This is a genomic window from Streptomyces sp. NPDC025721 (genome assembly GCF_055558595.1).
The window spans coordinates 256,546-278,786 of sequence record NZ_JBVHMF010000004.1 but is presented as its reverse complement, the minus strand read 5'-3'; the positions used below and the strand labels follow the sequence as shown (position 1 = coordinate 278,786).

Genomic DNA, 22,241 nt, shown 5'->3' with positions numbered 1-22,241 from the left:
GGGAGGGGCCGTACGCGAACCCGTAGCGCGGCCCGGAGCCAGCAGCCCGCCGACCACCGATCACCGACCGCTTTTCGGCGCACGACGGCCTCACGCCACGCCGGACCACCGCCTCACGCCACGCCTCGTGCCCCACCTCATGCCACGGAGGGACCATGCCCGTCGACGCCCCGCTCACCTTCGGCCAGTTGTCGACCTGGCGATCGATAGAAACCTTCGCCACCGACCGGCTGATGGAGGTGAACGTCCCCGCCCTGTGGGACGTCGAGGGACTTCAGGCGCCCGCGATCGACCGCGCCCTGCGCGTCCTGACGTACCGTCACGAAAGCCTGCGGACGACGTTCCACACCGATGCCGACGGCCGGCCCTTCCAGCGCGTCCACCCCGAAGTCCCGCTCCGGCTGGACCGGTTGGACCTGCCGTCGGTGACCCCGCAGGACGGCGCGCGGGTGCTGCGCGAGCTGTACGCGCGGCCCTTCCCCGTCGTCGGCGACCCCGGCTGGCACGGCACGCTGATATGCGCCGCGGGCCGCCCCCGCTATCTGGCCGTGTCGATGTCGCACATGGTGGTGGACGTCTGGGCGATCCGCGAACTGGAAAGGCAGCTCAAGGAGTTGGCGGCCAGGGGCGGCGGGGACCCGGCGGCCGACGGCCGGCCGGGGCCCGCGCCGCGCGAGCTGGCCGTCCTCCAGCACGGCGACGCCTGGGCGGGCCACCGCCGCGGCGCCGAGAAGTACTGGAAGAAGATCCTGGCGGGCGGCCCGCTGAGCAATCTGCCCGCCCGGACGCCCGGTCCCGACGAGCGCCGCATCCAGGCGACGTTGCGCTCCCCGCGGCTCGCCGCGCTGGTCGCGGACGCCGCCTCCGCACACCGGGTGTCGCCGCAGAGCGTTCTGACCGCGCTGACCGGCGCGGCCCTTTCCGGAGTGCTGTCCCGGAACCGGATCATGCTGAGCCTGATGTGCGCCAACCGCTTCGACCCGCTGTGGCAGCCCGTCGTCAGCACCATGAACCAACTGGTGCCGCTGCTCTGCGCGGTGGACCCGGACGCGCCGCTGTCCGGCTTCCTCAAGCGCGCGCATCTCAGCTCGCTGCTGGCCTACCGCCACGGCAGTTACGACGTCGACGCGGCGGCGCGGCTGGCCGCCGAGGCACCGGGGCCGGACGGCTCGCTCTTCGTCCACGACTGCTGGTTCAACTACGTGGCGGAATCGGAGCCGTCCGCCGACGTACCGTCGGCATCGTCACCGCCGCCCGTACCGGCGCGGGACCGGGCCGATGTCCCGTCCGACGCGTCCCTGACCTGGACGCCCCCGGCCCGCGAGGCGGGTCACCCGTTCTATCTCCGGGTCAACGCCGAAGGGGCTCACCAGGTGGAGCTGACGCTGCGGTCCGACCCCGACGTGCTCGGCGAGGAGGATGTCACCGCCGTCCTGCGGACCATCGCGCTCGGGGCGCTGCGCGCGGCCACCGAGCCGGAGGCCACGGTCGGCGCCCTGCTGGACGACGGACGGGCGAGGGGGGAGCTGGGAGCCGATCTGTTCCCGCGTCAACCGGCCCTCGCCAAGGGGTAGTCGTGGTGCCTCAGGCGCCGCGGTAGCTCAGGAAGGAGTGCGTGGAGACCACGATCGGCAGGTGGATGTCCGCGTCGGACTCGGTCACCCGGAACTCGACGATGGCCCGGGGGTGCAGGGGCAGCGAGCCGAGGACGGCGTAGTACGCGTCCAGGTCGCAGACCACCTGGTAGATGCCCGGCTGGATGTTCCGGTCACCGAGCATCGCCAGCCGGCCGTCCTGACCGGTGCGCCCGCGCACCAGCTCACGCCAGTCGTCTCCGGCGGGCTGGCGCAGCAGGACGTCGACGTCCGCTGCCGGTACGCCGAACGCACTGTCCACGATGTGCACGCAAAGACTCACGGGGTCCCGCTTCCGGGTTCGGGCGCGCCTTTTGCGGTGTCGCGCCTGGGTGGCCACGACGTTGGGGGATGCCCCTATCGTTCCGCCATCGCTCCGGCGGCCCGGGACGATAGGACCGGCGGCCCCCGACGATAGCGAAACGAGGGCGGGGCGAGAGCCGGACCGCCGCGCCGAGCCCCGCGCCGACCTGCGGCGGTCGGGTGAGAGCGACGTGATAGCGACCGTGATAGCCGGGCGAGGACGGACCGAAAGCGGTCCACCGAACCATGAAGTCATCGAGCCACCGGGACACCTGAACCGGCGGCCCCACAGACTTGGAGATGGCATCATGACGGTTCGCGCCTTCCGCCGCAGCATCACCGCCGCCGCCCTGCTCGTCACCCTCACGGGCGGCGTCGCCGTCGCGGTCACCTCGACGCACTCGTCCACGAACGGCCACACCTCGGTCGTACGTGTCGACGGCGGAACGCCGAAGCCGACCCCCACCCCCACCGCCTCCACGGACAACACCATCTGGGACTGACCTCCGCCGCGGCCCTCGCGGCCCGGCACCCCGTACCACCGCACCGCGCACCATCGCTTCCCCAGCTCCACCCCACGACGACCGCCGCTCGGTCGGCCGGATGAGCCCTTTCTCACGGCGCCCCGGTTCGATCCGGCGAATCGTCTCCCCACGAAGCCCGTGCCGACACGGGCATCCCGCACCGTCGGAGATCCGGCACCCCCACCCGCCCGCGCTCTCGGGTACCTCCGCACCATGACGCCCGTGACCCCGGGCCGCCCACACGGCTGGGCGCCTTCCACCCCGTGACACCCGGTGCTACCGGCTGCCCGGATTCTCCCTGCCCGCATCGGCGGGCGCCCCCGCTCCACGACGCCCGGTCGGCCGCACCTTCACGCCGACCGGAAACACCGCCGACCCGGCAGGCCCCCTGCCGGGAGCTGGCGTTCCCCCAACTCCCCGGCGACTCCTAAGCCGTTCAGCTGTGCAGCTCGGCCTCCGCCGGAAGCTGCGCCGCGGTGACACCCGCGTCGGCGCCCCCGTCGGCCAGCGTGCGCAGCAGCCGCCGCACCTCCTCGACCAGCGCGACACCGCCCTTGTCCGTCCGCAGCCCGGTCAGCATGCCCGCCGCCGCCTGCCAGTCGGCACGCGCGCCCTGCGGACGGCCGGACGCCGCGTGCACCCGGCCGCGCAGCACCATCGCGCGCGCCTTGTCCAACGTCGCGCCGATCGCCTCGAAGCCGGTCAGCGCGCGCTCGACGTACTCCGGCGCCGCCTCGACGTCCGAGGTGAGCAGCGCCTCGGCGAGCGCCAGCGCGATCCGGCTCTCCACCATGCGGGCGCCGGCCTGTACCGCCAGTTCGAGCGCCTCGGTCAGCATCGCCCGCGCGGAACCCGGCTCGCCGCGGCGCAGGTCGACCGTCGCCAGACCCAGCAGCGCGTAGCACTCGCCGACCTTGTCGCCGGTCACCCGCACACTGTCCAGCACACGCGTGTAGGCGACATGCGCGTCGTCCAGCCGCCCGACCCGCAGGTGCAGCGCGCCCAGCCGGTTCTGCACCTGAGCGGTGACCCGGCGGTTGCCGACCTCGTGGCAGATCGCCTCGGCGCGCTCCAACAGCCGCAGCGCCGTAGCCGTTTCACCGCAGTCCACGTGCACCTGGGCCATGTTGTGCAGGACGTGCGCCTCGGCGATCCGGTCGCCGGTGACCTGGAAGACGCCCAGCGCCTCCTCCCACCGCTCCTGCGCCGACGCGATGTCACCGGTCAGCCGGTCCAGATAGGCCATGTTGCGCAGTACGAGCGCCGCGCCGTGCTCGTCGCCGAGTTCGTGGTAGAGCGTGTGCGCCCGCTCGAACTGCCGCATCGCCGGGTCCGTGCTCTGCTCGAACATGTGCAGTGAGCCCAGCGAGTAGCGCATCGCCGCCTCGCCGTGCTGATCGCCCGCCCGGCAGGCCGCCTTGAGCGCGATCTCGTGCGTCTCGCGCCAGTTGCCGAAGTACGAGTACGCCTCGAAGAGCGTCACCGAGCTGAGCGCCAGGTCCCAGCAGTGCTCGACGAGTCCGGCCGCCGACGCCTGCCGCACGGCCGCCACGATCGACGTACGCTCCTGCTCGTACCAGGCCAGCGGGTCGGACAGCAGCCGCTCCACCAGACGGTCGGGCAGCCGCCAGCGCTCCGCCGAACTGCGCCGTTCCAGATAGCCGCCCGCGTACTCGCGGCGGTGCGCCTCACCGGTCAGCGACAGCAGCGCGCCGAGCCAGCGCTCCAGCGCGCCCAGCCGCTCCTCGGAACTCTCCTCCGCCAGCCGCTCCTGCGCAAAGGGCCGCATGATGTCGTGGAAGCTGTAGCGGACATGGCCGCCGGGACCTGGCGTGGCGTCGATCAGATACGCCTCCGCCAGGACTTCGAGCGCCTCCTGCGCGCGCAGCACGTCGACCTGGAGCAGCGGGGAGCCCACCCAGGCCGCGAAGTTGGGCACGTCGAGCAGGGCGAGACGGCGGAAGAGCAGCCGGGCGTCGTCCGGCAGGCTGTCGTACGTCAGCGAGATGCTGGCCCTGACCTGCATCTCACCGTGGTTCAACTCGTCCAGCCTGCGGGACTCGTCGAGCAGCCGGTCGACGAGGTCGGCGACGCTCCAGTGCGGACGGGCCGCCAGCCGCGCCGCCGAGATCCGTAACGCCAGCGGCAACCGGCCGCAGAGCTGGGAGAGTTCGCTGACGCTCTCCGCCTCCGCGACCACCCGCGCCTCACCGATGTAGCGGGCGAGCAGCGCGGCGGCCCCGCTCTCGCTGAGCGCGCCGATCTCCACCCGGCCCGCGGTGGGCAGTCCGGTGAGCCGCTGACGGCTCGTCACGATCACCGAGCAGTCGGCGCTTCCGGGCAGCAGCCAGGTGACCTGACGCTCCGTCATGGCGTCGTCCAGCACGACCAGTACGTGCCGCCCGCTGACCAGGTCGCGGAAGAGCTCGGCGCGTTCCTCAAGGGACTTGGGCAGGCTGGGGCCGACGACACCGAGCGCCCGCAGGAAGCGCTCCAGGATGTCGGACGGGTTCGCCGGACGGTCGCCGACCCGCAGGTGCGCGAAGAGCTGGCCGTCGGGAAAGTCCTGGGTGAGCAGGTGCGCGACATGCACGGCCAGCGTCGTCTTGCCCGCGCCGCCCTGTCCGACGATCACGCAGACGGGCACCGCCTGGTCGCTGCGGTGGCGCTGGTCGCCGCCGATCTGCCGCACGATGTCGTTCACGGTCTCGCTGCGGCTGGTGAAGTCCGGGATGTCGGCGGGCAGCAGGCTCGGCGCGCGCCGCTTGGGCTCCTCGGCCGGCGGCTGGTGCGGCGACTGCCCTTCGGCCTGGCCGCGCGCCTGGTCCGAGGCGCCCTCCGGGTCGGCGCGGGCGCCGGGCATGGGGGCGCCCGCCGAGGTGGGCGGCCGGGCCGACTCCGCGGGCGCGCTGCCCGTCGGATCGTCCCGGTCTCCGTACCGGTCGTCGCGGTCCCGCTCCATGCGGTCCCACTGATCGCGGCGGGGTTCGTCGCGCCGGTGTTCGTCCGCGCGGTAGTCGTCACGGCGCGGGTCGTCCCGCCCGTGTTCGTCCCGCCCGTGTTCGTCGCGGCGCTGCTCGTCGCGTCGGCGTTCGTCCCGGCGGTAGTCGTCCCGGCGGGGGTCGTCGCGCCTTTGATCATCGCGCCGCTGGTCGGCCCGGCGCTGTTCGTCGCGCCGCTGGTCCTCCCGCCGCTGGTCGTCCCGGTGTTGATCGTCGCGCCGCTGGTCTTCGCGGTGCTGCGGCTGACGCCCCTGACCGTCGTGGTCCCGGCTGTCCCGGCTCGTCGAACGCCCCGACGTCGTCTCGTCCGGCTCCGCGCCCGGCAGCGAGAACGTACCGGCGAGCATCGCCCGGTGCAGGCCGCGCAGTTCACTGCCCGGGTCGATGCCCAGTTCGCTCTGCAATTCCTCACGCACCTTGCGGTACGCGTCCAGCGCCTCCGCCTGCCGCCCCGCCGCGTAGAGCGCGATCATCAGGAGCGCCCTGAAGTGCTCGTGCAGCGGATACTCGGCCGCGAGGGACGTCAACTCGCCGATCAGCCGGTGCTGTTCACCCGCGATCAGCCCGGACTTCAGACTCTCGCCGAGCACGGCGAGCCGCCGCTCGTTGAGCCGCCCCACTCCCTGCTGCACCAGCGTGCTGTCCACGTCGGCGAGCGCGGGACCGCGCCACAGTTGCAGCGCGTCCCGCAGGATGCGGGCCGACCCGGCCGGGTCCCCGGCCGCCAACGCCGCCTGCCCTTCGTGGACTTCGGCCTCGAACCGGTGCAGGTCGAGCGTCCCCGCGGGGACCCGCAGCAGATAGCCGGGCCGTCGGGTCTCGATCAGGTCCTCGCCGCCGCCCGCGAGGATGCGCCGCCGCAGGTTGGAGATACAGATCTGGATCTGCCCACGCGAGGTCGCCGGCGGGTCGTCGCCCCACACGGCGTCGATGAGCCGTTCCACCGGGATCACATGACCGGCCTCGATGAGCAGCATCGCCAGTACCGTCCGCTCGCGGGCACCGCCGAGTTGCACCGGGCGCCCGTTCGCCGAGACTTCGAGGTGCCCGAGTATGCAGAACTCCAACGATTTACCCCCGGCTACTGTCGGTAACGGAGCGGGTGAGTGCGCTGTCCCGCCGCGCGAGGCCCCGGTGTGCGCGGCGGGCCTCTATTGCGTGTACTCCGTGCCGCTCAATTGGACGAATTCTCATTCATGACGCAGCACAAATCAAGATGTCCATAGCAGCATGGTTGATTTCGAAGAGAGCCACTGGGGTGAGTGGGGCGCGTGTGACATGAGTGCGTCATCGACTTCCTGCCGGGGCCGCGCTTGGGCGCCGATCCCCGCCGCGCGCCGACCCGCCGCCTTGTGTCGCGACACTCCGCGTAAGTAGCGTCCTGTCCGTCTTTCCCCGTCACATACGGCGACGTTCCGGCTGCGAATCCGGTATGTCCGCCCGTGGGGTATCGGTCATGCGCTGTCCCCCCTGCCCGCCCGGCCCGCGGCCCTCGGCCGGACCCGCCGGAGACCCTATTGGCCGCCTCCGGATCAATGTTCAGAACACCCGGATGGTGTGAGAATGAATGAATTCACGCCGTCATTCCCTTGAATCCTGTACGAGTTTCCCGAATGGGTCCTTTACTGGCTCTTCGCAACCGTGTACTGCCGCTTCGGGAATCCGCGGCCATTGGGCATATGCGCCGGTCCTGTTCCCCGGCCCCGCTCCTCTGGCCGCTCACAGCCCCCGCGACGGCGGTCGGGGACCCCGCCGGGAGGCGGGCGGTCCGCTTTTCGCGATCATCATAAACGCCCCCGCCCGCGTCGGCCGACGTCCCCCGGTCGGACCGTTGTCGCGGGCCGCGCGGACGGGGGCGTGTTTCGATGACGAGAGCAGCGGGCGCACGGATCGGGCAGCCGACGGGCGCGGGCCGGACGGCGGACGGGCATGCGGGTCGAGCGGAGCCGGGAGGTGGGACATGGCGGTTGAGGCGGCGGTGGAGCGGACGGGCCCCGGCGGCGGACGGCCCCCGGTGATCCGTACGGTCGGGCTCACCAAGCGGTATCCCAAAGCGCCCGTCATGGCGGTCGACGGCCTCGACCTCGAGGTCTACGCCGGGGAGTTCTTCGGACTCCTCGGACCCAACGGCGCGGGGAAGACCACCACCATCGGCATGCTCGCCACGCGCGTGGTCCCCACCGGCGGGAAAGCGTACGTCGGGGACATCGACGTCGTCGCGCAGCCCGCGCTGGCCAAGCAGGTCATCGCGGTCGTGACGCAGCAGAACACCCTGGACCGCTCGCTGACGGTGTGGGAGAACCTCTACTACCACGGGCTGCTGTTCGGGATCTCCGCCGGACGGTCGCGCGAACTGGCCGACGAGTCGTTGGAACGCTTCAGTCTGTCGCGCTGGGCCGCCTCTCCTGTGGGCAACCTGTCGGGCGGCATGGCGCAGCGGCTGCTGGTGGCGCGCGCGATCATGCACCGCCCGGCCGTCCTCTTCCTGGACGAACCGACGGCCGGTCTCGATCCGCAGAGCAGGCTCGCGCTGTGGGAGATCCTGGCCGGGCTCATCGCCGACGGCCAGACCATCGTGCTCACCACGCACAACATGGAAGAGGCCGACCAGCTCTGCGACCGGGTGGCGATCATCGACCACGGGAAGATCCTCGCCCTCGACACACCGGAAGCCCTCAAGCAGGGAGTCGGCGCCGACACCATCGTCACCGTGCTGGCCAGTGGCGACCACGAAGCCCTCGCCGCCCGCCTCACCCGGGACATCGAGGGCGCCGTCCGCACCCGGCTGGTCGACGGCGGCGTCGAACTCCAGGTCCAGGGCGACGAACGCCTGCTGCCGCGCGTGGTCGCCAGCACCGAGCGGGGCGGCTTCGAACTGGTCGACCTGTCGATCGTGCGCAGCTCCCTGGAGACCGTGTTCATCAGCCTCACCGGCAAGGAGCTGAGGGAATGACCGCACCACCGGCCGGACCCTCGCAGCCGCTGTCCCCGACGCACCGCCCGGTCACCGTACGGCCGAGCCGTTCCGTGGCCGCCGCCAGCCGTACCGCCCTCGGCGCGCTCGTCCGGCGGGACCTGCGGGTGCTGTGGAAGAGCTTCGGGCAGTTCGTCGCCCGGACACTCGTCCAGCCGTTCCTGCTGGTCTTCGTCTTCCTCTACGTCTTCCCCACCATCGGGCAGGGCATCGGCGGCGCCGGGGGATCGACGGGCGAGTCGGACTTCGCCACCGTCCTCGTGCCCGGTGTCGTCGCCATCAGCATCATGTTCCAGGGCATCCAGTCCGTCGCGATCCAGATGTCACAGGAGTTCGGCTACACCCGCGAGATCGAGGACCGGGTGCAGGCGCCCTGCCCGATCTGGCTGGTCGCCGTCGCCCGCGTGCTGTCCGGCGCCGTCCAGGCCCTGATCTCGGCGGTCATCGTCTTCCCGATCGCCGCGGTCGTCCACGCGCCCGGCGTCCACGCCCATCTCACCGTCCACTGGTGGATCGTGGTCACCCTGATCCCGCTCGCCTGCGTCGCCATGACCTCGCTCGGCCTGATGCTCGGCACCACCTTCCAGCCGCAGAACATCGGCGTCATGTTCGGCTTCGTCGTCCTGCCCCTGGTCTTCCTCGGCGGCACCTACTACCAGTGGACGAAGCTCTCCCTCGTCCACCTCGGCGGCTTCCACTGGCTCCAGATCCTGGTCCTGGTCAACCCGCTCATCTACATCACCGAGGGCATGCGCGCCGCCTTCACCGAGTCCACCCACATGTCGCTCTTCGCCGTCTACCCGGTCCTGATCGCCGCCTGCGCCGTCTTCCTCACCCTGGGCCTGCGCAACTTCCGGCACCGCGTGCTGTCCTGACCCACGGACGGACGGGCTCACGGGCTCACGGACCCACGGGCGGACGGGTTTACCGACCCGCGAGCCGCGGCCGGTGCGGCCCGCGCGGCCGGTAAATCAGTCGGCGCGTTCGGGGCGCGTGGCTATGCTGACGATCGACAACAGCACCTCCCGGTGCGCAGGTCGCGGTTACTTCTTTGTGGTAGAACCACTCCGGTGGGCGGGGTTCGAACCCCGCAGAACCGCGGCCGTCCTGATCTCGGGGGGCGCAGCATCGGCGGTGTCCGGTGCGCGGACAACGGGTACTTCCACTGTTCATGGTGAGACGTGGGTTCGAATCCCACCGGGCGTGAAACCCCGTAGCTCAGCGGCCCAGAGCGCATTGTTCCCGTCGTCGACCCCTGATCTCGGACACCGCCCCGCTGGGCTTCCCCTCCGACGCGGGGGGACTCTTCCATGTCTCGTTTCAATCAGCGCGGCGTCAAGCCGCGGGTCACGTCGCCCGTGACCACGTCCGGCGCGCGGACCGTGACGGCGGAGGGCGGCTCCGGCCACCTGCGCGACCCGCGGTCCGAGCTCTTCCTGCTCGCGATATCCAACGTCGTGGGCACCGACACCTTCTACGAGAAGGGCGGCGACCGCGACGACCGGTACCAGCGGCTGGTCCGCCGACTGGCGATCGAGGACCCGCGGTGGACGGCCGCGCTCCTGGCCTGGCTGCGCGGTGACGGCAACATGCGCACGGCGGCGCTGGTCGGCGCCGCGGAGTTCACCGCCGAGCGGCTGCGCAACGACGCGCCCGGCTACTCCCGGCAGGTCGTCGACTCGGTGCTCCAACGGCCCGACGAGCCCGGCGAGTTCCTCGCCTACTGGACCTCGACGTTCGGCCGCCGGCTTCCCAAGCCCGTCAAGCGCGGTGTCGCCGGCGCCGTACAACGCCTGTACAGCGAGCGGTCGTTGCTGAAGTACGACACCGAGTCCAAGGGCTACCGCTTCGGTGACGTCCTCGAACTCGTCCATCCCTCGCCTGCCGCCGACAAGCCCTGGCAGGGCGACCTGTTCAAGCACGCCATCGACCGGCGACACGGCCGCGGCGACGACATCCCGGCCGCGCTGCGGATCGTCCGCGGCCGGGCCGAGCTGATGGCCGTGCCGGTCGGGAACCGCCGCGGCCTCCTCGGGAGCGGTGGCGGTGACCGGACCGACGGGCCCGACGGCAACAGCCGTATCGCCGCAGCGGGCATGACGTGGGAAGCGCTGGCGGGCTGGCTCCAGGGCCCGATGGACAAGGCCGCGTGGGAGACGGTCATCCCGTCGATGGGTGTCTTCGCGCTGGTCCGCAACCTGCGGAATTTCGACCGCGCCGGGGTGTCCGACGAGGCCGCGGCGCAGGTCGCGGCCACGATCTGCGACCCGGAGCGGGTGGCGCGCTCGCGCATGCTCCCGTTCAGGTTCTGGGCGGCCCACAAGCACGTCGAATCGCTGCGCTGGGGTCACGCGCTGGACAAGGCGCTGAACCTCTCGCTCGCCAACGTGCCCGCGCTGCCCGGCCGCACGCTGATCCTGGTCGACCGCTCGCCGTCGATGTTCCCCGGCTTCGGCTTCTCCACGCCGAACAGCTCGGACATCACCCTGGCCGAGCAGGCCGCGGTCTTCGGCGCCGCCCTGGCGGTACGCGCCGCCGACCCGACCCTGGTCGAGTTCGGCATGCGCAGCAGGCCGGTCGCCGTGCCGAAGGGCGGCAGTGTCCTGCGCCTGATCGAGAAGTTCGGCCGGATCGACGGCACCGACATCCCGTCGGCGGTCAAGGCCCACTTCCGTGGCCACGACCGGATCGTCGTGGTCACCGACGAGCAGACCAGACCCGGCTGGTTCCCGTCCAACGCCAGTGGCCACGGCGGCATGCGCGAAACGGAGATCGACGCCCTCGTCCCGAAGAACGTGCCGGTCTACATGTGGAACATGGCCGGCTACAAGGCGGGCGCCATGCCCTCGGGCACCGGCAACCGCCACACCTTCGGCGGCCTCACCGACCACGCCTTCGGCATGATCCCCCTCCTGGAGTCCGGCCGCTCCGCGTCCTGGCCCTGGGAGCGCTGACCCCGCCTCACCGCACCCCGAGCGGGCGGGCTGCGCTGACCCCGCCTCACCGCACCCCGAGCGGGCGGGCTGCGCTGACTCCGCCTCACCGCACCCCGACCGGGCGGGCTGCGCTGACCCCGCCTCACCGCACCCCGAGCGGGCGGGCGAAGCCCGAGCCCGGCAGCGCACCGACTCGATCGTGAACGAACACAGCCGAAGGCGCGCCAAAGGCGGGCCGGCCCGGCGGTTTCGACGGCCACCCGAGCCGAAGAAGGCCGCCGGGCGGCCCTCCCCTCGGCGTCGACGACCATTCGACCCCCACTGAATCGATTCCCCGCACCCCGAGCCCCCGCCCGCGAGCACGCGGTGCCCCGCCTCCTTGACCGGCGCATACGCCCACCGGCCCCCGGCGTCAGGAGTCTTGACACACCCGTTCACGCGTCCGTAACGTCACTAGCAGATGAAGTGAAACGATTCAATCCCCTTCCGTGGACGGACTGTGACGATGCGTCGAAGACTGGTGTCCCTCTTGGCCACGGCCTCGGCCCTCGCGGCCCTGGTCCTGGTCCAGCCGCTGGCCGGACCCGCGAGCGCCGCGCCGCCGGGCGCGCCGGGCCCGGGGCAGCAGGCAGGTGTGGGGAACAGCGGCGCGCCCTCCCACCTGACGGTCGGATCGCTGTCCGCTCCCGTGGACGTCGATCCCGCCGGCACCGTCGGCTTCGGCTGGCAGTCCGGGGTCGGCCGCCAGACCGGCTACGAACTCCGCGTCACCGAGGGCGAGTCGGGCCGCGGCCGGGTCGTGTGGGACAGCGCGAAGGTCGCCACGGCCGCCGCGACCGCGATCCCGTACGGCGGCGCCGCCCTGCGCACCGCCGAGCGCTACTCCTGGTCGGTGCGGGTCTGGGACGAGCGCGGCAGGGCCACCGCGTGGTCGGCCCCCGCGACCTTCGGCACCGGACCCGGCGCCACCTGGGGCACGAGCGCGCCGATCTGGTCCGCGCCGCCCGCCGTCGACACCTGGACCGACTACCGCCTCGACGTGAAGCTGACCGTGACCAAGGTCGCGCTCGGGGTGAGGTTCCGCTCGCCCGACGTCCGCAACGGCTACATGTGGCAGTTCAGGGCGTCGGACACCAGCAACCCCAACACCCTTGTCCCGCACGTCGAGACCAACGGCACCTTCCGCGCGGGCACGCCCGTACCGCTGAACACCACGCTCGCCGTCGGCACCACGCACGACGTCCGCATCGAGGCGGTCGGCTCGACGCTCACCACCTTCCTCGACGGCAAGGTCGTCGACACCAGGACCGACACCGCCTTCGCCGAGGGCGGCATCGGATTCCGTACCGGCGGCACCGAGACGGGCACCGCGGACGACGTCACGGTCACCAGCCTGGCGGCGGCCGACAGCGGAAAGACCCTCTACGCCAACGACTTCGGCGCGACCGGCGCGCCCTTCCCGTGCGGCACCGTGCAGAACGGCGCGCTCGCCGTGGGCACCAGCACGGACTGCCTCAGCTCCCACGCCACCAACGACTGGGCGCTGCTGCGCCACGACTTCACGCTCGACAAGAGCGGGAAGCGGACCAAGCAGGTCGCCTGGGCCACCGTCTTCGCGACCGGCTCCTCCTTCGACGCGGCCAAGCAGTACGTCTACAAGCTGTATCTCGACGGCCGGTTCGTGGGTCTCGGCCCCACCGAGGCGCTGGACAAGGAGACCCGCTACGACGGCTTCGACGTGACGGCCGCGCTGCGGTCCGGCGGCGAGCACGCGCTGTCGGCGGTCGCGTACACCACCAAGGACCAGCGTTTCCAGGCGTATCTGGTGATCCGCTACACCGACGGCAGCACGAGCACGGTCGGCACTGGACCCGGCTGGAGGAGCATGTCAGGGGCGGACATCTGGCCGTCCGCGAAGTCCACCGGGACCAGCTACTGGAACATGCCGCAGGAGGACATCACGATGAGCCGCTACCCGGACGGCTTCGGCCGCTACGGGTACGACGACTCCGCGTGGCCCGCCGCCACCGCGAAGACCGCGTTCGCGGACCTGCGGCCGACCCCGTTCGGCAAGGTCCGGGAACAGCTCAGGCGGCCCGTGAAGATCACCGACAAGGGCAGCGGGAACTACCTCGTCGACTTCGGCCAGACCTGGCAGGGCGGCGTCCACCTCACGCTGCCCGGCACGGCGGGACGCAAGGTCACCCTCCGCTACGGCGAGGAACTGTCCGACCCGACGACCGTGCGCTACAAGCTGCGCGCGGGCAACGAGTACCAGGACGTCGTCACCCTGCGCGGCGGCACCCAGAGCGTCGACACCTGGGGCATGCGCGTCTTCCGCTACCTCGACGTCCTCAACTCGCCCGTCCCCGTCACGGCCGACAATCTCCAGGCCCTCGCCATGGTCTACCCGTTCGACGAGAGCGGCGCCCAGCTCACCTCGTCCGACCCCGACCTCGTCTCGGTCTGGCAGCTCGCCAAGAACACCGTGGAGACCACCAACCAGAACTTCTACGTCGACTCCTGGACCCGCGAGCGCGGACCGTACGAATCCGACAACTACATCCACCAGTTGGCGAGTCTCTACCTCAGCGACGACCCGACACTCGGCGTCTACTCGATGGACTACTTCGCCAACCACCGCACCTGGCCGCAGGAATGGCCGCTCTACGTGATCACGTCCGTCTACGACAACTGGCGGCAGACCGGCTCCACCGACCAGGTCAAGCGGATGTACGACGCGCTCGTGCCCAAGCTGCTCAGCAAGGACTACAACGCGGCGCTCGGCACCATCGACCAGTCGGACGCCATCGTGGACTGGCCGGAGGGCAGCCGTGACGGCTATGTCTTCGCCGCGAAGAACACCATCCTGGGCGCCCTGTCGTACAGCAACTTCTCGCAGATGGCGGTCCTGGCCGCCTCCCTCGGCAAGAGCGCCGACGCGGCGAACTTCACCGTGATCGCCGACCGGCTGCGCACCACCCTCAACTCGGCGTTCTACAACGCGGGCAAGGGCGCGTACGACGACGGGCTCAGCGCCGACATGAAGCCGACCGGGCACTTCGCGGTCCAGGCGACCGCGTTCCCCGCCGCCTTCGGCGTCCCCGCGAGCCGGAAGCAGTACGACGCGGTCGCGTCGTACCTCACCTCGCGCGGCATGGCGTGCAGCGTCTACTGCTCGGGCTTCCTGCTCCAGGGGCTGTACAACGCGGGCCACGCGCAGGAAGCGCTCGACCTGCTCACCTCGCACGGCACCAACAGTTGGCTGCACATGATCGACCTGGGCGCGGGCGCCACCGGCGAGGCGTGGGACCCGGCCGAGAAGAGCAACATGACGTGGTCGCACCCGTGGGCCACCGCCCCCTCGTACGTCATCCCGCGCGACATGTACGGCATCGCGCCGTCCACGCCGGGCTACGACACCTTCACCGTGCGTCCGCAGCCGGGCGACCAGACGTACGGCTCGGTGACGACACCGACCGTCAAGGGCACGGTCGGCGCGTCCTTCCACCGCGTGGGCGACCGTACCGACCTCGGCGTGTCGGTGCCGGGCAACTCCGTCGCCACGGTGAGCGTGCCGGTCACCGACGGATACCGGGGCATGACGGTGTACGTGGACGGCCGTGCGCGGACCGCGACCCGGCAGGACGACGGCCGGCTCGCGGTGCGCGTCGGCGTCGGCTGCCATGTGCTCAGCACCTCAGGCAGCCGGGCCGTGACCGCTGACCCGCTGCTGACGGGCGTGTGCGGCGGCGCGTACCGGGTCGGCGACACGCCCACCGGCTCGCTGGCCACCACGGCGGTGAGCGCGACACGCGGGAAGCCCATCCCGGTGACGCTCACCCTCGACCAGCAGGTCACCGGCCTGACCGCCGCCGACCTGCGGGTGTCCAACGGCACCGTCACCGGCCTCACCGCCAACGGCGTCGGCGCGGCGGGCACGACCTGGACGTTCACCGTCACCCCGCGCGGCAACGGCGAGGTGACGGTCCGGGTCCCGGCAGGCGCGGTGCACGGCACCAGCGGGCGGCCGAGCCTGGCGATCGGACCGCTGACCGTGGGCTCCGCCGGACACGGGCCATGGGGCTGAACGCCTCTCGCCGCAGACCCTGAACCCCGCTGAATCCCCCTGAACCAAGGCCGGGTGCCACGATCAACCCGTGGCACCCGGCCTTGTCCTTGTCCTCCGCTTCCCCTCGGCCGCGCGAGCTCCCGCCCGCCGCCCAGCTACCGTTCCCGGTATGCGCATCGTCTCCCTGCTCCCCGCCGCGACCGACATCGTGGTCGAACTCGGCCTCGGCGACGCCCTCGTGGGCCGTACCCATGAGTGCGACTGGCCGCCGGAGGTGGTCGCCGACGTACCGGTGGTGACCGGCGCGGAATTCGACCCGGACGCGCTCAGCAGCCGGGAGATCTCGCAGGCCGTCGGCGGCGCCGCGCACCGGGGCTCGTCCCTTTACACCCTGGACGCCGCGCTGCTCGCCGAGTTGGCGCCCGACGTGGTCCTCACCCAGGACCTCTGCCAGGTCTGCGCCGTCTCCTACGGCGCGGTCACCGACTCCGTACGCGTGCTGGACGGCGAAGGACCGCGCGTGATCAGCCTGGAGCCGAAGACCTTGCCCGACGTACTCGCCTGCGTGCGCCAGGTCGGTGACGTGCTGGGCGTTCCCGAGGCCGCGGCCCGCAGGACGGCGGAGCTGGAGGAGCGGCTGGCGGCGGTACGGGAGCGGGTGGCGGGCCGCCCCCGGCCGCGGGTGGCCGCCATCGAATGGCTGGACCCGCTGTGGCCCGCGGGGCACTGGGTTCCGGAACAGATCCGCTGCGCGGGCGGCGAACCCCTGCTCGCGCGACCGGGCGAGCACACCGCGCCCATGGAGTGGACCGCGCTGCGGGAAGCCGCGCCGGAAGCGGTCATGCTGCTGCCGTGCGGCTTCCCGCCCGAGCGCACCCTGAAGGAGGCCGGCCTGCTGACCGGCCACCCCTCATGGGCCGAACTGCCCGCCGTCCGCGACGGGCGCGTGTGGGTCCTGGACGGCCCCGCCTACTTCAACCGGCCGGGACCCCGCGTCGTGCGCGGCGCCGAAGTCCTGGCCCACGCGCTCCACGGCGTCGAACCGGCGGAACCGGTCACCGCCGCGGAAGCGCGCCCGCTGGCGGGAGCCGGTCAGCTCCCGTACCGCAGATAGACCGTGTCACCGAGGTGGACGGTCGTGCCGCGCGAGGCGGCGATCGGCGCCGAGCCGTCCAGGCTCGACTTCCACGTCGCCGTACCGGAGTTGACGGTGCCGTTGAGCGCCGTGACCGGGCCCGTGCCGGTGGCGGGCGTGACGGCGGTGACGCAGCCGCCGGGCGTCGCGGACGACGCCGCCGCGTCCAGGACCGTACCGAGCGTCGTGGTCGTACCGGTCGCCGCGACCGGCACCGAGCACACCTTCAGCGAACCGCCGCCGTTGTCCACGACGAGCGCGAGCTTGCTGGTGGAGCCGCTGGTGAAGTCGGTGGTGGCGGCCCAGGCGGGCGCGCCGGGAGTGACCGGGGCCGGGGGAGTGGCGGTGAAGCCGCCGCCCGCGACCGCGCGGACCGCGTCGATCGAGGCGTACGCCGACGGGCTCGTGTCGGTGGGCAGGTAGCGGAAGCCGCCGCCCGGACCGAACTGCTGGGCGAGCAGGAAGTCGACCGGCGTCTTGCGCGCCGCGGTGGTGAAGTCCGTGCCCTGCGCGTTGAATCCGCAGGCGTTCAGGCCGGAGACGGCCCAGCCGTTGGAGTCGGTGTTCGCGCCGAACATCGAGGTGAAGGCGCCGGTGGCGTTGACGAGTTTGCCCTTGAGGAAGTTCTTGCCCGCGACGACGGCCGAGTCGGTGTTGGGCACCCCGGCCGAGCACAGCGACGCCAGGGTCGCGCCGGTCATGTCGATGTCGCTCGCGGCGCCGAGCTGCGTCGGATCGCCCGCCGCCTTCGAGAAGTTCCAGCCGCCGTCGGTGTGCTCGTTGGCGCGCACGACCGCCACCGACGCGTCGAGCAGGGCCTGCGGCACGCGCTGCCCGCCCGATTGCGTCTTCGCCCCGGCCAGCGCCAGCAGCCCGAAGACGGTGCCGTTGAAGTTGGCGGGCGGCCCGAAGTAGCCGGGTGAGGCGGGCTGCCAGTACGAGGCGATGTCCGCGATCAGATTGCGGTCGGTGCCGACGCGGGCCGGATCGATGCCCGCCGCGTACGCGTTGAGCGCGCCGCGCTCGTAGTCCGTCACCACCGGCGACGCGGACGGCCACGCGGCGGTGGCCAGCAGATTCCGGTAGACGGTCCTGGCGTTCTTCGTGGTGTCGCCGCCGGGAGAGACGTCGGCCGCCGCGGTGCCCGCGGCGGCGAAGGCGCTGAACGCCCACTCGTTGGACAGACCGCTGCCCGCGTACGAGCCGTCGGCGGCCTGAAGCGACTTCAGATAGGCGACGCCGTTCGCCTTGGACGTGGCGATCTGCGCCGGGGTCGAGGTCGCCCGCGCGGGCGCGGTCGCGGTGAACAGCAGGGCTCCGGCCGCCAGCGGTACGGCGACGGCGAGTGCCCGGCGCCGGGCGGTGCGGGAGGGCACGGTCACAGGAACGGTCATGGGTGGAGGACTCTCCTTGGAAGGGGGCGCCTCGCGCCCCGGCACACGGCTGTCCTCACGACCGGCCCGCGCCGAGGCGGTCGCCGCCCGAACGCGTGGTCAGGCTTCCGCACGTGCTGCGTCTCCGAGCGGGTGATCGGGCTCGGACCACCGCGAAAGGCGGCCCCTACCGTTGCGCGTCAGCTCCGGACTCTCACCGGATTCCCCCAGTCGGCGACCAGCCGAGGCTAGCGCAGCACGCGCGTGACGTAAGGGTCGCGGGGGAGTGGTGAAGGCAACTGCCCGCCACGTTGACGGGGCACACGCCGACGTGGTGCTATGAAACGTATTTCCGATTCAGCAGCCAGGGGAAGCCGGTCCAAGTCCGGCGCTGACCCGCAACCGTAGGCCCTCCGAGAGGCGGGCGAGCCGGATCACCTGCGCTGAGCAGCAAGTCACGATCGCCGTCGAGGACTACGGCACGGACGACAGGACGGCCGCGTCAACCGCCAGGCCGCCTCGCCTCCGCGGCCCGCCCTCCCCGTCGGCCGACCCGGGGGGCCACCCGTGCTTCGTCTTGTCCCGCGCCGCCGTCACAGACGGCCGCGCATCGTCGTCCTGCTCACCGCGGCGGCGCTGGCCTTCGGCAGCCTCACGGCCGGACTGGTCTCGGTGGCGACCCCGGCGGGCGCGGACCCGATCGGCGACTGCACACCCACCTCGGGGGCGATCGTCGCGGTGGACTACGGGCACTGGAACGGCCCGGTGCTGCGCGGCTGCGACGCGCACCCCACCACGGGCATGAATCTGCTGCACAACGCCGGATTCACCACCACCGGCACCGTGCACGACGGCCCCGGCTTCATCTGCCGGATCGGCAACGACGGCTTCGACAGCGGCACGCAGTACCCGACAACCGCCGACGAGGCGTGCGTCCTGACCCCGCCCGCGAACGCGTACTGGTCGTTCTGGATCGCGCCCGCGGGACAGGACACCTGGACGTACAGCCCGCTCGGCGCGCTCGGCGACCACCCGCAGGACGGCGAGGTCGAGGCGTGGGTGTTCGGCCCCACCGACATCGGCGGCGGCACCGGCGGTCCCTCGTTCACACCGGACTCCGTCCGCGCCCACGACACCACCACGCCGCCGACCACCCCGCCCACGACGCCGCCGACCACGCCCCCGACCGGTCCCGGCGGACAGGCCGACACGGCGGCCGCGGCCACCTGGCTGACGAGGCAACTCACCGACGGCGACCACGTCTTCGACGGCTGGGGCACCGACTTCGGCGCCACCGCGAACACCGCCATCGCACTCGCGGCGGCCGGCGGCCCCGACGCCACGATCCGCGCGATCGACGCCTTTCTGACGGCGCACGCCGACGACTACCTGCTCCCGGACTCCACGGTCACCGTGCCGAGCCCGGCCGCGGCGGCCAACCTGGCGCTGCTCACCGAGATCCTGGGCGGTGACCCCACCTCCTTCGGCGGCCACGACCTGCTCAAGGACCTGACGGACAACGTCTGCGCGGCGGCCGGAAGCCTCGGCAACTGCACCGCGGCCGGTGACTTCCACGGCGCTTTCTCGCCCGGCACCCAGGCCCGCGCCCTGCTCGCGCTGGCCCGCGGCGGCGCCACCGTGCCGCGGCCCGCCGTCGACCGGCTCACCGGGATGCAGTGCGCCGACGGCGGATTCTCCGGCTCGATGCTCTCGCCCGGCGAGCGCTGCACGTCCGACCCCGGTTCGACCGCCGACGCCGTCGTCGCCCTCAAGCACCTGCCCGGTACCGGCGACGTGCTGGACAAGGCGCGGGCGTACCTCACCAAGACGCAGTCCGCCGACGGCGGTTACCTCGCGTACGAGGGGGCGTCCTCCGGCGACACCGGTACGACCTCCTCCGCGGCCCAGGCGCTGACCGTACTGGCGCAGACCGACCGCGCCGCCGCCGCCCGCTCCTGGCTCGCCGCCCGGCAGACCGACGGCGGCGGCTTCGCCTCCGACGGCTCCGGCGGCACCGACCCGGACCTGTACGCCTCGACCGCCGCCGTCCTCGCCGTGACCTCCAGCGACCTCGGCAGCCTCACCTACGGCGACACCCCGACGAGCCCGCCGACGACGCCCCCCACCACCGCGCCGACGACCCCGCCCACGACCCCGCCGACCACCCCGCCCACGACCGGACCGACCACCCCGGCCGCGGCAACCCCCGACCTGGCCAAGGGCGTCGCGTACCTCATCAACCGCGGCAATCTCGTGGACGGCCACTACTACGAGTCCGGCGCGGGCCAGAACACCGGCTTCGCCGACTTCGGCCTGACCGTCGACGGCGTGCTCGCGCTGGCCGCGACCGGCGGCGCCGACGACACCCTCGCCGGGATCACCGACTTCCTCCAGCACGGCAAGGACGGCTCCGGCCGCGGCATCGACGACTGGACGCTGATCGGCACCTCCTACGCGCAGGGCGGCTCGCTCGCCAAGGAGGCCGTCGCGGCCGAGGTCACCGGCAACGACCCGCGCGCCTTCGGCGGCCACGACCTGATCGCCGCGCTCGACGCCACCGTCTGCGCCGCGGCCGACACCTCGGGCGGCTGCGCCGCCAGGAACAACTACGCCTACGCCACCTCGGTGTTCTCCCAGTCCCTCGGCGTCATCGCCCAACTGCGCGCGGGTGACACCGCCAAGGCGGCCGGGCCGGTCGCGTACCTGGAGAGCCTCCAGGACTCCAGCGGCGCCTGGCCGAGCCTGATCCCGGCCGCCGGCGACCAGGACGTGGACAGCACGGCGATGGCGATCATGGCCCTCGACCTGGTGCCCGGCGACGCCGCGGCCAAGGCGGTCGCCAAGGGCGCGGCCTGGATCGCGAGCAAGCAGCTCGGCGACGGCGGCTTCCGGGGCGCGGCCGGTGACTCCGTCAACTCCGCCGCCCTCGCCGTCCAGGGCCTCACCCTGGGCGGCACGGGGTACCGCGCGCAGATCGCCAAGGCGCGCGCGTTCCTGGCCGCGCAGCAGAACGCGGACGGCGGCTTCCGGGTCGCCTCCGACACCGACCAGAAGCAGTCCGACGTACGCGCCTCCACGCAGGCCGTCGGCGGCGCGGTCGGCACCTCCTTCGGCACCCTGCTGCGCGACCTCGCGGACCAGAAGGCGGCGGCCGCAGGGGCCGCGTACCTGGTCGAGCAGCTCGACGGCAGCGACCACCTGGCCAGCACCTACGGCCCCGACTACGGTCTGACCGCCGACCTCGCCCTCGCGCTCGCCTCCACCGGCGGCCAGGACCCGACGCTGACCAAGGTCACCGGCTACCTCGCGGGACACGTCGCGGACTACGCCGACCCGGCGGGCACCTCCGCCTACCCCGGCCCGTACAGCGGCGCCACCGCCAAACTCGCGGTGCTCGCCCAGGTCATGGGCCAGGACCCGCGGCACTTCGGCGGCTTCGACCTGATCGGCACGCTCAGCGGCCACGTCTGCACGGCCGCCGCCGAGGACGGTTCCTGCACCGCCCCCGGCGACTTCGACCAGGCGTACTCGACGGTCTCCCAGTCCCTCGGCGTCCTCGCCCTGGCCCGCGCGGGCCAGATCCCGCCCGCCGCCGCCGTGGACCGGCTGCTCCAACTCCAGTGCGCGGACGGCGGTTTCTCCTCCACGCTGGACGCGCCGGGCGCCGACTGCGCCTCCGACGTGGACACCACCGGCTACGCGCTCCAGGCGCTCGTCCTGGTGCCGGGACACGCGGACGCGGTCACCAAGGCGCGTACGTATCTCGTCAAGGCCCAGCAGTCCAGCGGCGGTTACCAGGGCGCGGCGGGCGTCAGCAGCAACTCCACCGCGCTCGCCGTCCAGGCGCTGCTGGCCACCGACAAGATCCGGCCCCAACAGGCCCGCGACGGGCAGAAGTTCCTGCGCACCACGCAGAACAAGGACGGCGGCTTCCGGATCACCGCCGCGGCGGGCGACTCCGACCTGCGGTCCAGCACCCAGGCCGTCCCGGCACTCGCGGGCACCCCGCTGACCACGCTCACCCACGCGCTCGCGCCCATCGCGCCCTCGGGCGGCGGCTCCACCGGCGGTTCTTCCGGTTCTTCCGGCTCCGGCGGCTCGTCCGGCTCCGCGGGCGGCACGGACTCCGGCGGCAGCGGCGGCTCGCTGGCCGCCACCGGCACCGGCGTGCTCGCCGCGGCCGGTCTCGCCGCGCTGCTGCTGGCCCTGGGCAGCGCGCTGACCGTACGGCGGCGGCGCACCGCACAACAGGGCGGGAGGCACCAGTGATCCACGGCATTCGGCCGGC

11 protein-coding genes and 2 riboswitches are annotated in these 22,241 nt (G+C 72.4%); of the genes, 8 read left to right on the top strand and 3 right to left on the bottom strand.

What is annotated here, in order from left to right; genetic code table 11:
• Positions 1-155: 155 nt before the first annotated feature.
• The gene (locus ACZ4EF_RS09220) at positions 156-1,574 is read left to right on the top strand and encodes a condensation domain-containing protein (protein ID WP_467503617.1); all 1,419 of its coding nucleotides are present in this window, start codon (positions 156-158) and stop codon (positions 1,572-1,574) included.
• 10 nt (positions 1,575-1,584) lie between these two features.
• Here the strand turns inward: ACZ4EF_RS09220 and ACZ4EF_RS09215 are convergent, their stop codons facing one another.
• Positions 1,585-2,193: a hydroxyisourate hydrolase gene (locus tag ACZ4EF_RS09215; protein WP_467503615.1), complete on the bottom strand. Its 609-nt coding sequence runs from the start codon at positions 2,191-2,193 to the stop codon at positions 1,585-1,587.
• Between the two features lie 52 nt (positions 2,194-2,245).
• On the opposite strand from ACZ4EF_RS09215, the gene ACZ4EF_RS09210 reads away from it, so the two are divergent.
• Positions 2,246-2,440 (top strand): hypothetical protein, encoded by a 195-nt coding sequence (locus ACZ4EF_RS09210; RefSeq protein WP_188281614.1) that lies wholly within the window; start codon positions 2,246-2,248, stop codon positions 2,438-2,440.
• 457 nt (positions 2,441-2,897) lie between these two features.
• On the opposite strand, the gene ACZ4EF_RS09205 is transcribed toward ACZ4EF_RS09210, so the two are convergent.
• Positions 2,898-6,530: an AfsR/SARP family transcriptional regulator gene (locus tag ACZ4EF_RS09205; protein WP_467503613.1), complete on the bottom strand. Its 3,633-nt coding sequence runs from the start codon at positions 6,528-6,530 to the stop codon at positions 2,898-2,900.
• Positions 6,531-7,423: 893 nt separating this feature from the next.
• Between ACZ4EF_RS09205 and ACZ4EF_RS09200 the strand changes: the two genes are divergently transcribed.
• From ACZ4EF_RS09200 to ACZ4EF_RS09180, 5 genes are all read left to right on the top strand, one after another.
• Positions 7,424-8,416, top strand: coding sequence for an ATP-binding cassette domain-containing protein (locus ACZ4EF_RS09200; RefSeq protein ID WP_391045981.1), 993 nt, complete (start codon positions 7,424-7,426; stop codon positions 8,414-8,416).
• Positions 8,413-9,312 (top strand): ABC transporter permease, encoded by a 900-nt coding sequence (locus ACZ4EF_RS09195; protein WP_355341444.1) that lies wholly within the window; start codon positions 8,413-8,415, stop codon positions 9,310-9,312. The genes ACZ4EF_RS09200 and ACZ4EF_RS09195 overlap by 4 nt, the downstream gene beginning before the upstream one ends.
• 435 nt (positions 9,313-9,747) lie before the next feature.
• Positions 9,748-11,391 carry a TROVE domain-containing protein gene (locus tag ACZ4EF_RS09190; protein ID WP_467503610.1) on the top strand — a complete coding sequence of 548 codons (1,644 nt, stop codon included), beginning with the start codon at positions 9,748-9,750 and terminating at the stop codon, positions 11,389-11,391.
• Positions 11,392-11,902: 511 nt separating this feature from the next.
• Complete coding sequence (locus ACZ4EF_RS09185; protein WP_467503608.1) at positions 11,903-15,463, top strand: family 78 glycoside hydrolase catalytic domain; 3,561 nt, start codon at positions 11,903-11,905, stop codon at positions 15,461-15,463.
• A 151-nt stretch (positions 15,464-15,614) separates the two neighbouring features.
• Positions 15,615-16,559, top strand: a complete 945-nt coding sequence (locus ACZ4EF_RS09180; RefSeq protein WP_467503606.1) for a cobalamin-binding protein — start codon at positions 15,615-15,617, stop codon at positions 16,557-16,559.
• Here ACZ4EF_RS09180 and ACZ4EF_RS09175 read toward each other — a convergent pair.
• Entirely contained in the window at positions 16,538-17,974 is a 1,437-nt protein-coding gene (locus ACZ4EF_RS09175) for a hypothetical protein (RefSeq protein WP_467503604.1), read from the bottom strand. The genes ACZ4EF_RS09180 and ACZ4EF_RS09175 overlap by 22 nt on opposite strands.
• Before the next feature lie 100 nt (positions 17,975-18,074).
• Positions 18,075-18,227: riboswitch (cobalamin riboswitch) on the bottom strand.
• A gap of 53 nt (positions 18,228-18,280) precedes the next feature.
• Positions 18,281-18,413, top strand: a riboswitch (cobalamin riboswitch).
• Positions 18,414-18,520: 107 nt separating this feature from the next.
• On the opposite strand from ACZ4EF_RS09175, the gene ACZ4EF_RS09170 reads away from it, so the two are divergent.
• Complete coding sequence (locus ACZ4EF_RS09170) at positions 18,521-22,222, top strand: prenyltransferase/squalene oxidase repeat-containing protein (RefSeq protein WP_467503603.1); 3,702 nt, start codon at positions 18,521-18,523, stop codon at positions 22,220-22,222.
• Positions 22,223-22,241: the final 19 nt, after the last annotated feature.